Origin of the sequence: Amycolatopsis pigmentata (assembly GCF_042684065.1) — a bacterium.
Classification (GTDB): Bacteria; Actinomycetota; Actinomycetes; order Mycobacteriales; family Pseudonocardiaceae; genus Amycolatopsis_E; species Amycolatopsis_E pigmentata.
Map to the genome: position 1 here is coordinate 421,517 of NZ_JBHUKR010000004.1, position 13,625 is coordinate 435,141.

General features: G+C 63.1%; 14 protein-coding genes. 6 read left to right on the plus strand and 8 right to left on the minus strand.

Features of this window, described 5'->3' with window-relative positions; translation table 11 throughout:
* Positions 1 to 31 precede the first annotated feature (31 nt).
* Positions 32 to 721 carry a hypothetical protein gene (locus ACFSXZ_RS03695; protein ID WP_378261212.1) on the minus strand — a complete coding sequence of 230 codons (690 nt, stop codon included), beginning with the start codon at positions 719 to 721 and terminating at the stop codon, positions 32 to 34.
* Positions 703 to 2,331, minus strand: a complete 1,629-nt coding sequence (locus ACFSXZ_RS03700; RefSeq protein ID WP_378261214.1) for an RNA-directed DNA polymerase — start codon at positions 2,329 to 2,331, stop codon at positions 703 to 705. Before ACFSXZ_RS03700 ends, ACFSXZ_RS03695 begins: the two co-directional genes overlap by 19 nt.
* A gap of 560 nt (positions 2,332 to 2,891) precedes the next feature.
* On the opposite strand from ACFSXZ_RS03700, the gene ACFSXZ_RS03705 reads away from it, so the two are divergent.
* Positions 2,892 to 3,467, plus strand: a complete 576-nt coding sequence (locus ACFSXZ_RS03705; protein WP_378261216.1) for a hypothetical protein — start codon at positions 2,892 to 2,894, stop codon at positions 3,465 to 3,467.
* Between the two features lie 32 nt (positions 3,468 to 3,499).
* On the opposite strand, the gene ACFSXZ_RS03710 is transcribed toward ACFSXZ_RS03705, so the two are convergent.
* Positions 3,500 to 4,579 (minus strand): hypothetical protein, encoded by a 1,080-nt coding sequence (locus tag ACFSXZ_RS03710; protein WP_378261217.1) that lies wholly within the window; start codon positions 4,577 to 4,579, stop codon positions 3,500 to 3,502.
* A 445-nt stretch (positions 4,580 to 5,024) separates the two neighbouring features.
* Here ACFSXZ_RS03710 and ACFSXZ_RS03715 point away from each other — a divergent pair, with 445 nt between their 5' ends.
* From ACFSXZ_RS03715 to ACFSXZ_RS03725, 3 genes are read left to right on the plus strand one after another with little or no spacing between them, the layout of a single operon-like run.
* Entirely contained in the window at positions 5,025 to 5,486 is a 462-nt protein-coding gene (locus ACFSXZ_RS03715; RefSeq protein ID WP_378261219.1) for an AbrB/MazE/SpoVT family DNA-binding domain-containing protein, read from the plus strand.
* The gene (locus ACFSXZ_RS03720; RefSeq protein ID WP_378261221.1) at positions 5,483 to 6,106 is read left to right on the plus strand and encodes a hypothetical protein; all 624 of its coding nucleotides are present in this window, start codon (positions 5,483 to 5,485) and stop codon (positions 6,104 to 6,106) included. The genes ACFSXZ_RS03715 and ACFSXZ_RS03720 overlap by 4 nt, the downstream gene beginning before the upstream one ends.
* 55 nt (positions 6,107 to 6,161) lie before the next feature.
* A complete protein-coding gene (locus ACFSXZ_RS03725) occupies positions 6,162 to 6,413 on the plus strand; it encodes a hypothetical protein (RefSeq protein WP_378261223.1) in 252 nt (83 codons plus the stop codon).
* 101 nt (positions 6,414 to 6,514) lie between these two features.
* Here ACFSXZ_RS03725 and ACFSXZ_RS03730 read toward each other — a convergent pair whose 3' ends face one another.
* The 5 genes from ACFSXZ_RS03730 to ACFSXZ_RS03750 form a co-directional block, all read right to left on the minus strand.
* Entirely contained in the window at positions 6,515 to 7,189 is a 675-nt protein-coding gene (locus ACFSXZ_RS03730; protein WP_378261225.1) for a response regulator, read from the minus strand.
* Positions 7,186 to 8,436: a sensor histidine kinase gene (locus ACFSXZ_RS03735; RefSeq protein ID WP_378261227.1), complete on the minus strand. Its 1,251-nt coding sequence runs from the start codon at positions 8,434 to 8,436 to the stop codon at positions 7,186 to 7,188. The genes ACFSXZ_RS03730 and ACFSXZ_RS03735 overlap by 4 nt, the downstream gene beginning before the upstream one ends.
* A 21-nt stretch (positions 8,437 to 8,457) precedes the next feature.
* A complete protein-coding gene (locus tag ACFSXZ_RS03740) occupies positions 8,458 to 9,306 on the minus strand; it encodes an ABC transporter permease subunit (RefSeq protein WP_378261229.1) in 849 nt (282 codons plus the stop codon).
* Complete coding sequence (locus tag ACFSXZ_RS03745) at positions 9,303 to 10,232, minus strand: ABC transporter ATP-binding protein (RefSeq protein WP_378261231.1); 930 nt, start codon at positions 10,230 to 10,232, stop codon at positions 9,303 to 9,305. The genes ACFSXZ_RS03740 and ACFSXZ_RS03745 overlap by 4 nt, the downstream gene beginning before the upstream one ends.
* A gap of 576 nt (positions 10,233 to 10,808) precedes the next feature.
* On the minus strand, positions 10,809 to 11,432 hold the full coding sequence (locus ACFSXZ_RS03750) for a DedA family protein (RefSeq protein ID WP_378261233.1): 624 nt from the start codon (positions 11,430 to 11,432) through the stop codon (positions 10,809 to 10,811).
* 280 nt (positions 11,433 to 11,712) lie between these two features.
* Between ACFSXZ_RS03750 and ACFSXZ_RS03755 the strand changes: the two genes are divergently transcribed.
* On the plus strand, positions 11,713 to 12,576 hold the full coding sequence (locus ACFSXZ_RS03755; protein WP_378261235.1) for a COG4705 family protein: 864 nt from the start codon (positions 11,713 to 11,715) through the stop codon (positions 12,574 to 12,576).
* Positions 12,577 to 12,671: 95 nt separating this feature from the next.
* Positions 12,672 to 13,583: a COG4705 family protein gene (locus tag ACFSXZ_RS03760; protein ID WP_378261237.1), complete on the plus strand. Its 912-nt coding sequence runs from the start codon at positions 12,672 to 12,674 to the stop codon at positions 13,581 to 13,583.
* The last annotated feature ends 42 nt before the right edge of the window (positions 13,584 to 13,625 follow it).

Sequence of the window (13,625 nt, forward strand, 5' to 3'; positions counted from 1 at the left end):
CGCCACAAACTACTAACTAGTCAAGCTCACTTCAAGCCGATACCTGCAATCCAGTCATCCACTCGATCAAGTCTTGCAAGACTTCGACGGCAGCTTTTCCGCTCGCGCCCGCACACAAGCTATCTAGCGATATAGAAAAAAGGTCGCCGAGTCGCGGGTTTAGAAGCGTAACGTTCTCGAAGTTGCGCCCCTTAGCGTAGAACATTGCTACATAGGTAAGCAGCTGTCGAAGATCCAGCGCTTTGAATGGTCGGTTTACGGCCTTTATTTCGATTAATTGAAACTGAATGGCGACATCGGCAACTGCTTCGTCGACCACGCCACACCCAGGAACCACCGGGCTAAACTCTACATTCGACATCCAATGCGTGTACGACATTATCTTGTCGCAAATCTCGTTGACCTCCCACCATTCTAAATCGTCGAGCGGGTCTCCAAGTTTCTCCGACCTCGGTAGCTGAACGAGAAATTTCCTCGCAGAATCTTCGACCTCCGTGTTTCCACGTTTAGTTACCGATGTCCTCTCTTTCGCTAGCAAAAAGGCTGTCTCAGCGATCAGCGAATGACGTGCGGGCTGCGACAAGCTCGGCACGGCGCGCCCCAGCGACGACTTATCCGAATTAGCCAGCCTAACAACTTCATCAAGAGTGGGGGTGACTGCCGACCAAACGGACGAGTGGCGCGCAAAGTTCCCGACCGATATCAAATCGGCACCTCCCACTTCGAGTCGCTCACACGACTAGCCGCCCAATCTCGAACTATTCGATCAAAAGTACCTTCCGGAGGCTTATTGGCATCCCTCCAATGTCTACCCTCGTCACCCAGCGCATACGATGCGATCAAAAACGCGCGCTTAGCCCACGGATGCGCCGTGCTGATATAATTCTTTTGGTCACTGATCCAATAATTCGGACGCCATCGCGCGAGTGTAAGAATAATGTCTCGCTGTATAATCGGCGCCGGACTATTACCAAAGCCGTGAGACGAATTATACAATTGGATTAAAAGTTGCTCGTTCTCATTAGACTTCCGAGTCGCCAGGGTACGGATCATAAAAGCCAGATTCAGGTCAACCTTCGCTATATAGTGGGATCGTAGAATAAGGTCTCTCACTTGCTCATGGATATACTCTGTGAACTCGTGATCTGAAATCTCTTCAATTGTGGAACGTAACGCCATCATGACCTGCGGCACTACAGGAGATAGCGTCTCGATGTTCTCCAGGAGAGAAAGAACGGCCTGACGCCTTGGCAGCTCATCGAGGTAGCTGAGCGCTGAAATCAAACGCCGGGTGAGCGCACTGTGCACGCGCCCCTTCCCTAGTTCCGCCCGAAGAAGACCCAGGATATCGAATTGCTCAATTTGACCTTTTAATCGCTCATAATCTTCGTCGGCAGTAGCTGAATAGGGGTCGTAATGCAGGTGTAAGCCTAAGAACCGTGCTGCACTCCCCTCGGGAGCGTCGGGCGGATCTAGCGTCGAAAGGTACTCGGCCGACGTCATGATTCTTGTTTTACTCTTCTGCAATGACAAGCCTTCGTTGCGCAGTAGCTTCTCGGAAAGGAAACCAATTGCGCGGTACGCCGACGGTAGGTCCGAAACAAAGAACCTGTAGTCGTCAGCATATCGACAGAAGTTGCGAGTCGATGGCTCTGCCAACAGCAACTTGTCTACCCGATGCAACACCAATTCAGCCAGAATTCGCGCAGCGGGACCGCCGACAGGCAAGCCATAGGAAGTATTGTTTGACAATTTCGAAAGAATTGCCATTATTTGGCGCGTGATTGCGCCACCAGAATCGACGTTACGCAACGAATTTTCGAGCCGGTGATGGTAAACTCGAGAATAGAAGTCTGCAATGTCAACAGCGACAACATATTGATTTTGGTCAGCCAAGGTTCGCGTCCTGACCTGAAATTTCTTCCAACTCTCCTGCGCGAATAAACCTTCACCTGGATCGCCGCGATATCGATAAGAAAATACGCATTCTGCACTTTCCGGTATGCGTATGTTTTCGATCTTGTCCGCAAGTGAAATCACGAGACTTAGGAGATGCGCGTTCCACATGGGGTCAATTTGGGTTGCCCATCGGAAACCCATATAGCCCACCGGCGCCAGTGTAGAGTAACTGGCTACAGGTTCAGCATTCAGCCGACTATCAAATTCTTGCGAAACGTTGATTAAGAGCTCTTCTACTTTAGGTCCGAAGTCGTGCATAACATGGTTCTCGACCGGAAGCGGAAAAACGTCTGTGTCACCCCAGTTAGCAACATTACTAACAGCGCGACTAACAGCTTCTCGCTGAAGAAGCGGCATGCCTTTTGCCCCCATTCACGCAGTAGCGTCGACCGCCTATAGTACAAGGTCACCTCACGGGCGCCAACAGTGGCCTCTGGTATCAGAGTATTGTTTGAATTTCACCGATGCGAGCACCTACTTTGAAGATCACGCACACCGCCGGCAGACCAACCGTCCAGCCGGCATCCCCAGGGTACAAGCCGCGTCGGCATTCGCCTTCGTTCGGTGAGGCCAGTGATCGAGGGCGCTCGGCCCGGACGGCAACTTCGAGATCCAGAGGAATTTTGCTCCGTTCGAGCGGACAGCGTACCTCACAAGGACTAGTCACACGCCCCGGGAGCAACAAGAAGTGTGGCGGTATCGACCAGAACGGTCTAGTGACCAGGAGGAGTCGGGTTCCTAACCTGTTACGGATGACCGCTCGAAAACGACCGCCAAGAAATCAGTACGACTGTCCTTACTGCAGGAGGCGTCACTATTACACGTCAGAGCGTGGACGCCAGTGTGGCAAGACGTCAGATCGCCAGAGAGGAAAGCCCACTGTTGTCCGTACCTCACCCCAAAGACAAGCCCCGGGTAGAACCGTACCTACAATGCCATACCATCGGCCCCCGACATCTCCCACCAACCCAATCGATTCGCCGTCGCGGCAGCAATCGAAATCGAAACAAGACACCGCTCGCGAACGCCGTCGCAGCAACAAGGATTATTTGTCCCGCGAGCCTTCACAAGCATCAGCCGATCTTATTGCTTTCGTGTTCGACGAGAACGGCTTTTACGTCCGGCTTGCGAATCGTTTACTCGATAAGGTTCCGTGGTACCGGCGAGTGGGCAAGCGTGGCCACAGTCTGTGCGTGAGTATAGATAAGACGGCGAAAGGATTGGATCCCGGAACCTATGCCAAATATGCGCACAAATCTGTTCGGGCGGGACTGATTATGATAGGATTTCCTATCTTCGTCGCAGAAACTTTAGGCGCAACAGTGGCGTTCGGAGCGAAAGGTGCGCTCAGCGCGCTGCCGGTGACACATCTGACGAAGGTTCTACGAGTTCTGATACCACTTGTCTGCCCAGAGCTCAGCGTTTGCCCGGCGCGTTTGGACGTTCTGAAGACCTACGCCTCCCCTGGGCTCGCCGACCAGTTGAAGTCGCTGGCTACAGGACGCTGACGCTCATATGAACGCGTGACAGACCAGATTGGCTACCGATGGAACTGGCGATGAATTTCTTCCACGCTTAGATACGTTTTACTGTCACCTTTACGTATAGGGATGCAGAAGGAGTTCTGGACCCCCCTACCGTTCTTCAGAGTCGATCTACGAACGAGGAATGGCCTATCGCGATCTCGCTGCGGAGGAACGAGTACTACCCCGAGGTGTCGGTTCTGGGTAAGTGCAACAATTTCAAGTTCAATTCCCGAAGGGGGCGGGAATATTAGGTTTTTGAAGACTGCTCGACATCTCTCGAAATCGAGGCTAAAGTTGCCTGGATCAAATCCGTTGACCTGTGTAACCAGATCTTGGCGATATCGATCCTTCTTTGTGACGGCTCCAAGCACGATTACGCCACCAGCGTCGCTATTTGCGAAAGACCCGATATCCAGGGCAAATTCCAGACGCGCCTCATCGGAGTCAAGTCGGTAGGGGATCTCCTTGGCGTCGAATAGTTCGGACTCGGGTGCGCCAAGGAGCACCTGACCACGAGACGCAAGAACCTCAAGGTGAAGACCAATCACATCCCTATCGGTCAACGATATACCAAGCGAGACGCGTCGAAGCGACTGGGCAAGCATGGCTACGTCCTGGATTGTAGCCGGCCGTGTGGCGGCAAGTTCTAGGCATGCCGCCTCGCAGGATTCGCCAAAACGAAGAGAAGACTCAGTAACTATGAACCCCGCGCGCTCAATCAACGATGATGTCGCAGCGAGGAGTTGCTGCGGAGTCGACGCCTTTTGAAGAATTATCTCAACTTCGATCGACAAAGCCGAGGTGCCAGAACGAATGGAGTATGCATCAACGGCGCCTGCTTCGTCCTCCGATCGAGCAACACCACTAAGTGGCGTGCCATAGCAGACGGTTAATTCAGCGTAACGCTCCGCAATATGGTCAAATTTTGCATCATTCAGCGCAGCGCGTAGGGCGACCTCTAGGTCGTCGAGCCGGATGTCCACCGCGTAAGCTAGGTCGAGATCGAACTCAGGGAAGGAATCACGAAATGGATGCGCGACCGCCGACCCTGCTTGCATTAGCTTCCTGGAACTGTCCCATGTAATCGTTGACACGGGTTGAATTTACATCAACGATTGCAGGACCAGTACGCGCCCACTACCCGAACTTGTGGTCAGGCCGCCCGCGTCTGCGAAGATCGGCAGTGCCGGTCCCGCCGAACGCAGGTGTGGACGGGATCAGCGGAAGCCCGAACCATGGTTGGAAGGACCGCCGTCCGCACCCGCAGGAGCCAGGCACCGTTCGATCAGGTCCAAGAGCAGCCAGATCCGGAAGGATACCGCCGACATCTGGGACCGTTCGCTTGGACACTCTAATTACCCTACGGGCGCCCACACCGCGTTTCACAGGTACAGACGGGTGGTTAGTGCGCAACTCCGTCCTCGGACACACTTTCGTGGCATGCCTGCCACATCTTACGTATCAGTGCTCGAACGCACTCCAACACCCTGAACCGGCGTTCTGTGGGTCCTCACTGTGCCTGTGGTGGGGGTGGTCGGCGTGACCGACGCTGTGATCAACCCGAGCGCTCTCCCCACGACCCGGATCCAGGACGGGCCCTCCCCATCGGCCGCCCGGCAGCCGTTGCCGTTACCCACGGTTCCCACCCCGCGTGTGGGGACGGCGGTGTACGGGCTGGCAGCGGTGGACTGCCGTGGACGGGTCGCCGACCGCGCCGTGTTCGGCGCTCTGCGCTGGGTGGCCGGTACCCCCTTGGCCATCAGCGTCACTCACGGCGTGCTCCTCATCAGCACCGACCCCAGTGGCGTATTCGGCATGACCAGTCAGGGACACCTGCGGCTCCCGGCCCCGGTGCGCAAATGCTGCAGCCTCTCCCCCGGAGAGCGGGTGTTCCTCGCCGCCTACCCCGACCGGGGCGTACTGCTGGTGCACCCACCGACCGTGCTCGACACCTTGCTCGCCCAGACCCACGCAACCCTGCTGGGCGGTGACCCCGCATGACACCCCCACACGACAACACACCACCCGACCGGGCCGCCGACCTCGACGCCGCCCGACTCCTCCTCACCCGGATGGGCATCACCGCCCACGACCTCATCAACCAACCGGTCCCCCGGACACCGTTGCCGACCTTCGCCGAATACATCCCGGTCGTGTCCGACGCGGTCTCCGAAGGCACCCGCCGCGTCTACACCTCCTACTGGAACCGCATCAACGAGCACTGGGGCCACCGCCGACTCGACGAGCCGACACCCTCACAGATCAAACACCTCGTCGAACACGTCAGGACCAACGTCGTCGCCCGCCGCAACGCCCGCGGCGGAGCGCAGGCGAACACCTCATCGCCGCCCTCCGCTGCCTCTACCGCCACGCCGAAGACGACCGCCTCATCACACCCGCCGACAACCCCGCCCGCAAAGTCCCCAAACCCCCACGACTGCCCTCCACACGACGCGCCGTCGCCAACGACCGGCTCGCCGAGATCAACCACACCGCGGCCACCACCGGCAACGACCCGGCCCTCGACACCCTCCTACTGCGACTGCACACCGAAACCGCGTGCCGCCGCGGCGGCGCACTCGCCCTACGGCCACAGGACCTCGACCCCGCCCAATGCCTGATCTTCCTCCGCGAAAAGGCGAAACCGTTCGCTGGCAACCGGTCTCCCCCACACTGATGGCGCACCTCCAACAACACGCGAACGACCGCCACCCACCTCACACCGGACAACTGCTCCGCTACCGCACCGGACAGCCGATCACCAGGCGCCGCTACGACCACCTCTGGACCCGCCTGGGCACCCACCTGCCCTGGGTAGCCACCCAGCAGATCTCCACCCACTGGCTACGACCCACCACCCTCACCTGGGTCGAACGCAACTTCGGCTACGTCATCAACCCCCATTGTTGGAGCCGGCCTGTACCCTGATTCATTTCGTCATGCCGTGAGAGGATCAGAACGCCGACAGGCTCAGCGCCCTGTTACCCAAGAAGCCGTACTGGAACGGTGACGTGGGGTGGAGGCCCGGGTCACGCCGGGCGCACCAGTCCGATGTCGTAGGCGAGGACGACGGCTTGGACGCGGTCGCGTAGTTCGAGTTTGTTGAGGATGCGGCCGACGTGGGTTTTGACGGTGGCCTCCGAGAGGACAAGTTGTTCGGCGATTTCGGCGTTGGAGAGTCCGTGGGCGAGTTGGGTGAGGACTTCCCGTTCGCGCTCGGTGAGTCGTTCCAGGCCGCGTCCGGTGGTGGCTGGGGGCTCGTCTGCCCGGCCGGTGTCGGGGAGCCGGTCGGCCATGGCGTTGAGGAGTCGCCGGGTGACGGTCGGCGCGACGACCGCGTCGCCGGCGGCGACGGTCCGGATCGCGGAGATCAGGTCCTCGGGTGGCACGTTTTTGAGCAGGAATCCGCTGGCACCGGCTTTGAGGCCGGGGAAGGCGTACTCGTCGATATCGAACGTGGTCAGGATCAGGACCCGGGAGCGGGGGTGCGAGCGGACGATCTCGCGGGTGGCTTCGATTCCGTCCATGCCGGGCATGCGGACGTCCATCACGACGACATCGGGGTCGAGTTCCGCGGTGCGGCTGACCGCGGTTGCGCCGTCGGCGGCTTCGCCGACCACGGTGAAGTCCGGCTGGGATTCCAGGACCAGCCGGAAACCCAGGCGCAGCAAGGGTTCGTCGTCGACAAGCAGGATGGTGATCACGCGCCGCCCACCGACCCCGTGTCCGGCGAGACTCGTCCTGGTTCGAGCCGCGCGGTGACCCGCCAGCCACCGCCGGGCCGCGGCCCGGCGGTGACCTCGCCGCCGAAAACGGCGACACGCTCCCGCATCCCGGCCAGCCCGTGCCCGGCCGACGGGGCGGTGGCGTCGCTGGGGCAGGCTCCGTCGTCGTCGATTTCGAGGGTGACCACCGGGTCGGCATAGGCCAGGCGAATGCGCGCCGCCGAGGGCGCGAGGGCGTGTTTGAGCACGTTGGTGAGCGCTTCCTGGGCGATGCGGTAGAGCGCGAGCCCGGCTGTCGGGGAGAGCGGAAACCGCTCACCGGTGATCGTCCACGATGTGGGGAGGCCGGTCGTGCGCACCTGGGTGACGAGTTCGTCGATCTGGGCGACGCCGGGTTGCGGCGTACGGGGGCTTTCACCGCTGTTGTCGCGCAGCACGCCGAGCAGTCGGTGCATCTCCTCGAGTGCCTGCCGTCCGGTCGAGGAGACGTGCAGCGATGCGGTTTCCGCGGCGGCGGCATCGGTTCGCGCGGCGTACGCGGCGCCGTCGGCAAGGGCGATCATCACCGAGAGGTTGTGCGCGACGATGTCGTGCATCTCCCGGGCGATGATCGCCCGTTCGCGCGCCGCCGCGATTTGTGCCTGCTGGTCGCGCTCGCGCTCGGCCCGCAGCGCCCGGTCCCGCAGCGACGCCAAATACACCCGGCGCATCCGGACGTTCACCCCGAGCACGAACGCCGCGACGACGACGGCGGAGGCGAACACGAACCGGGCCAGAGACTCGCCGATCTCGTCGCCACGAAAGACCACCACCGCCAGCAGCACGCCAAGGGCGGTCAACGCCGTCAGCGCCCGCCGCCGTGGGGAATACGCGCCGACGGTGTACACCGCGACTAGCACGGCGATCACCACCGGCGCGAAAGTCGGCCCGAAGAACCCGTGGACCAGGGCTAACGCACAGGCGGCGGCCAGGGTCGCCAAGGGGTGACGGCGGCGGAACGCCAGCGTCGACACCAGCAGCACGCCCGTTCCGAACAGGAGCGGGCGGGCTGCCGGTGCCACCCCGCGGTGCTCGACGAACAGCGCCAGCGGCAGCAGCGCGCACGCCAGCAGCACGTCCGTGGCGCCGGGATGACGCTGGGCCCACGCCAGCAGCCGCTCGGCCGCGGGCAGCCCGCTGACCAGGCCATGCTCGGAGACCGGCCACGCCGAGTCCGCGTCACTCACCCCGCCATCATCCCCTGCCGGTCAGGCGTCGCGGCGCTGAAGCAGGATGAACGCGGCCACCAGCGCAACGGCGACGTACGCGCAGAACACGGCGAATCCGGTCCACGGCGCGAGCATGGCCGCGTCCGGGTGAACCGTGATCAACGCCTGCCCCGCGTTGCTCGGCAGGTACGGCACGATGTGCGGCGCCCAACTGTCCGGCAGTGCCTCGGCGATTCCGGGCAGCACCAGCAGCAGGCCGAAGAGGGTGGCGATCGCCCCGGCGGTGTGCCGGATCAGCCAGCCGAGCGCGACGCCGAGCATGCCCACCACGGTCAGGTAGAGGCCCACGCCGAACACCGCGCGGAACACGCCCGGCGCCGACAGGGTCGTCTCGATGTGCTGGGAGCTGAGAAACGCCTGTCCGCCAAGGAACGCGGCGAACGAACTGAGGGTGCCCACGACGAAGGACACGACGGCGAAGATGACGAGTTTCGCCCACAGCACCGGAGTCCTGGTCGGGACGGCCGAGAAGGTCGCGCGGATCATCCCGGTGCCGTATTCGCCGGAGACGATGAGCACGCCCAGCACGCCGATCACCAGCTGCGCCAGGACGTAACCGCGGATGCTCACGTCGGTGGGGTCGAAGCGCAGCTTGGCCTGGGGCCGCATGACCGGCCAGCGGCTCGCGTCGGCGGCCGAGAAGATCCAGCCGAGCGCGATCATGCCGATCACGGCCACGGTGACTGCCACCGGAGACGACCGAACCGAGCGGAACTTCAGCCATTCCGAGCGCAGCATCCGGACCGGGGTGACCTTGAGATCGCCCGGCAGCGGCACGCCGGGGGACGGCGCGTCGCCGGTCGTGACCGGGGAGGTGGTGGTCGTCATGACGCGGGCCTTTCCTGTGCCGCCGGGGTGACCCGGTATTCGAGGGCGTTGTCGGTGAGTTCCATGAAGGCTTCTTCCAAAGAGGCCTGGACCGGGGTGAGTTCTTCGAGCGGGATGGCTTCGCGGCACGCGACGCGACCGATCTCCGCGCTGTCGAGCCCACTGACTTCCAGCACTTCGGGCGCCAGGTCAGTGACACCGACATCCGGCCCGGTGAGCTGGTCACGCAGCCGGCCGGCTTCCGGCGTGCGGACGCGCACGACTTTGCTCGAGGCGCGCTGGATGAATTCCTTGACCGAGGTGTCGGCGATGAGCCGGCCCTTGCCGATCACGATCAGGTGCTCGGCCGTCAACGCCATTTCGCTCATCAGGTGCGAGGAGACGAACACGGTGCGACCCTCGGAGGCCAAACCGCGCAACAGATTCCGGATCCAGAGGATGCCCTGCGGGTCCAGGCCGTTGACCGGTTCGTCGAGCACCAGGGTCGCCGGATCGCCGAGCAGCGCGGCGGCGACCCCGAGGCGCTGCCCCATACCGAGGGAGAACCCGCCCACCCGTTTGCGGGCGACATTGCCCAGCCCCACGAGTTCAATCACCTCGTCGACCCGCCGGCGCGGAATACCGGTGCTCAACGCAAGGGCCAGCAGATGATTGTAGGCCGACCGTCCGGTGTGGACCGCCTTCGCCTCCAGCAGCGCCCCCACTTCGCGGAGTGGCGCTGCGTGCTTCCGGTAAGGCTTGCCGTTGACCGTGACCGAGCCGGACGTGGGCGCGTCCAAACCCATGATCATCCGGATGGTGGTGGATTTCCCCGCGCCGTTCGGGCCGAGAAAACCGGTCACCACGCCGGGTTTCACCGTGAACGTGAGGTCCTCCACGGCGACCTTGTCGCCATAGCGCTTGGACACCGCTCGTGCTTCGATCATGAACGTTCTCGTCCTTCCGGGAATTGCCGTCGCCGGAGCCTACGGTCGGCTCGAGCGCGGGAGCGACGGTCCGAGGAGCGATCTTCACGGGCCCGGTGCACGACTTCCGGCGTAGTGCGTACGCCGCAAGTCGCACGATCGCCAGCCGTCGCGGGTGACCAGGTATGGTTTCTACATCAATGTAGAAACTGGTTCACTGTCGGCTCGTCCCTTTGAGGCTTGTGCACGAGAGGTTGAGGGTTGGTCATCGTCGGTCGTGGCTGGCGCCGGCCCGGCATTGTGGCGCTGGTGGCAGTCGTGGTTTCGCCCTCCTCGCGATCGCGACGAACCTGGTCCCTTGGGGTGGTGGCCTGGATCGTGGTCTGCACGAGTGGGTCCTGGTGCACCGGCAGAGTGTGCTCGTCGCCGTCGCCGCGGCGCTGACGAACCTGGGGAGTTCCTGGGTGACGATTCCCGTGGTCGCTGTCGTCGCGTTCGCCACTGCGCAAGCCGGCCCGCGAGGACGGGTCATTCGAACCGGTGCGGTGGTCGCGGTGATGGCGGGTGGTGTGCTCTGCCGCTCGGTGATGGCCGCGATCATCGCGCGGAGGGAGTGCGTCGGCGGCTGCGCCGCAGTTCCAGCAGCATCGGCAGCAGGGACAGCACCACGATCACGGCGATAATGGGCAAAAGGTACTGGTCGATGCCCGGGATGCTCGCGCCGAGCAGGTAACCGGCCAGCGTCACCCCGATCGCCCACACCAGACCGCCGACGGCTTGCCAGAGCAGGAAAGTCCGGCCGGGGACATCGAGAATCCCGGCCAGTGGATTGAGCACCGTGCGCACCACGGGGATGAACCGGGCGAGCACGATCGCTTTCGCGTAGCCATAACGCTCAAGCAATTCCTCGGCGCGTTCGATACCCCGATGCAGATGCCGATTACCCGCCCGCGCCAGCAGTGGCCGGCCGCCTCGGCGTCCGAGGACGAACCCGGCTTGCGCGCCGGTGAGCGCACCTGCCACCGCGGCCAGCAGGACCAGGGGCAGGGACAGGTGCACGACCGCCGTGGTGCTCGTGGTGCAGAACAACCCGGCGGTGAACAGGAGCGAGTCGCCGGGCAGGAAAAACCCGATCAACAGCCCGGTTTCGGCGAACAGGACCACGAACACCCCGGCCGCGCCGAGTGTGGCCAGCCAGGACGTGGCACTCAAGGGGTTCATGCGACCTCCAGCGGCGGGACACCGCCGTCTTCTACAATCACGTAGTATTTCCACGCCAGTGTAGGGCAGCGCCACGAAGCGGAGTGGTGTGCCTGCCGACATCGGAGGAAGCCGGAACACTACAGGGATTTGACCGGGGCTTCTACAGGGTTGTAGATCGCCGACATCATCACGCCGACGGACCCCGGCGCGCCGACCGGAACATCCTGGCCCCACCGCCAGGTCAAGGGTAGGCCGGGGTACCGCGCGCCCCAAGACGACAGAGGACGACATACCCGCGATGAGCGACCGCACCATCCCGACCAGCGCACGCCACGGCCTGCTCCGCGTCCCGGGCATCACGGCCTACTTCTGGATCGTCAAATCCCTCTCCACGGCCATGGGCGAGTCCGCATCGGACTTTCTGGTCAACACGATCGATCCCGTCATCGCCGTGGGCATCGGCTTCTCCGGCTTTGTGGCGGCCCTGATCTGGCAGTTCACCCGGCGCCGCTACACCGCGCCCGCGTACTGGCTCGCCGTTGTCATGGTCGGCGTCTTCGGCACCATGGCCGCCGACGTGATGCACGTCGGCCTCGGTGTGCCCTACCCGATCTCGACCACGTTCTCCCTCGCCGCGCTCGCCGCGGTGTTCCTGCTCTGGCAGCGCACCGAGAAAACCCTGTCTATCCACACCGTCGACAGCGTCCGTCGTGAAGCGTTCTACTGGGCCGCCGTCGTGGCCACCTTCGCCCTGGGCACCGCCGCCGGGGATCTCACCGCGATGACGCTGCACCTGGGCTATCTGCTGTCCGCCGTGCTGTTCGCCGTCGTGATCAGCATTCCGATCCTCGGCTACCGCTTCGGCGGCTGGAACCCGATCTTCGCGTTCTGGTTCGCCTACGTCATCACCCGTCCCCTCGGCGCGTCCTTCGCCGACTGGCTCGGCAAACCCACCACGGCAGGCGGCCTCGGTCTCGGTGACGGGCCGGTCACCCTCGCCCTCACTCTGGCCATCGTCGGCTTCGTCACCTACCTGGCCATCACCCGCCGCGATGTCCAACAGCCCTCAGCGCACGCCACGGCCGCCGGGTCCACCGAGACGGACACCGTGGTCCTGCCTGCCTCCCCCGCCTGGCCGCCGGACCAGCCTCTGTCGCGGTGACGGCCGCGCCGGACCGTAGGACAGCCCGCACCAATCCGACGTTCCTTGGGAGAACGATGCCTTCGAACGGGTCCACCGCATCGAATACGTCCACTATGGACAAGCAGGACCACCGTGTGCTCCGCAAACTGCCGCACGTGACCGTGCTGTTCTGGGGGATCAAAATCGTCGCGGTGACGCTGGGCGAGACCGCGGGTGATCTGTTCGGCATCACCCTCAAGACCGGTTACGTCACCACCGAGTTGATATTCCTGGGCTATTTCCTGGTCGTGCTGGCCCTCCAAATCCGGGCCCGCCGTTTCCACTCGGCACTGTTCTGGGCGGTCGTCCTCGGGACCAGCATGGTCGGCACCGAGATGTCGGACTTCCTCGACCGCGGACCCGGCCACGGCAGCGCCGCCAATGGTGTCGGCTACGGCTGGGGCGCGATCATCCTCACCAGCCTGCTGGCACTGGTGTTCCTGGCCTGGTGGCGCACCGGGCAGACCTACGATGTGGAGAACATCGCCAGCCGCAAGGGCGAAGTCCTGTACTGGATCGCGATCCTGGTCTCCAACACGCTCGGTACCGCCAGCGGCGACTGGCTCTCCGACGACACCGGCCTGGGATTCCGCGGCGCTTTCCTGCTCATCACCGCGATCATGGTGCTCATCGTGGCCGCCCACTACTGGACCCCCATCAACACCACAGTGTTGTTCTGGCTGGCGTTCATCCTCACCCGTCCACTGGGCGCGGCCGGCGGCGACGCACTGACCAAACCCGCCGATGACGGCGGCCTGGGCTGGGGCACCCTCTGGGGATCCGCCGCACTGTTCGGTCTGCTCGTCGTCCTGGTCGCCGGCCAGAGCCGCCACCTCCACCGGCAGTCACTCCCATCGCTGCCCTATCCCCTCGACCGACGCACCGGGCGGCCACAGCGGCCCAATGGCGCGGTCGTCCCACGCGCCCACGACCCCGGCCACGCCGTCCCCCACGCCGCACCCGCCCCCGTCAGGAAGGACTCCTGAAGCTCGCGGTCACACCGCCGCGGCAGGGCCGGCCGATGGCCG

Coding starts and splice junctions, on each gene's coding strand:
- ACFSXZ_RS03700 (WP_378261214.1), bottom strand. CDS start 2,331: ATGGGGGCAAAAGGCATGCCGCTTCTTCAGCGAGAAGCTGTTAGTCGC.
- ACFSXZ_RS03705 (WP_378261216.1), top strand. CDS start 2,892: ATGCCATACCATCGGCCCCCGACATCTCCCACCAACCCAATCGATTCG.
- ACFSXZ_RS03720 (WP_378261221.1), top strand. CDS start 5,483: ATGACACCCCCACACGACAACACACCACCCGACCGGGCCGCCGACCTC.
- ACFSXZ_RS03725 (WP_378261223.1), top strand. CDS start 6,162: ATGGCGCACCTCCAACAACACGCGAACGACCGCCACCCACCTCACACC.
- ACFSXZ_RS03740 (WP_378261229.1), bottom strand. CDS start 9,306: ATGACGACCACCACCTCCCCGGTCACGACCGGCGACGCGCCGTCCCCC.
- ACFSXZ_RS03745 (WP_378261231.1), bottom strand. CDS start 10,232: ATGATCGAAGCACGAGCGGTGTCCAAGCGCTATGGCGACAAGGTCGCC.
- ACFSXZ_RS03750 (WP_378261233.1), bottom strand. CDS start 11,432: ATGAACCCCTTGAGTGCCACGTCCTGGCTGGCCACACTCGGCGCGGCC.
- ACFSXZ_RS03755 (WP_378261235.1), top strand. CDS start 11,713: ATGAGCGACCGCACCATCCCGACCAGCGCACGCCACGGCCTGCTCCGC.
- ACFSXZ_RS03760 (WP_378261237.1), top strand. CDS start 12,672: ATGGACAAGCAGGACCACCGTGTGCTCCGCAAACTGCCGCACGTGACC.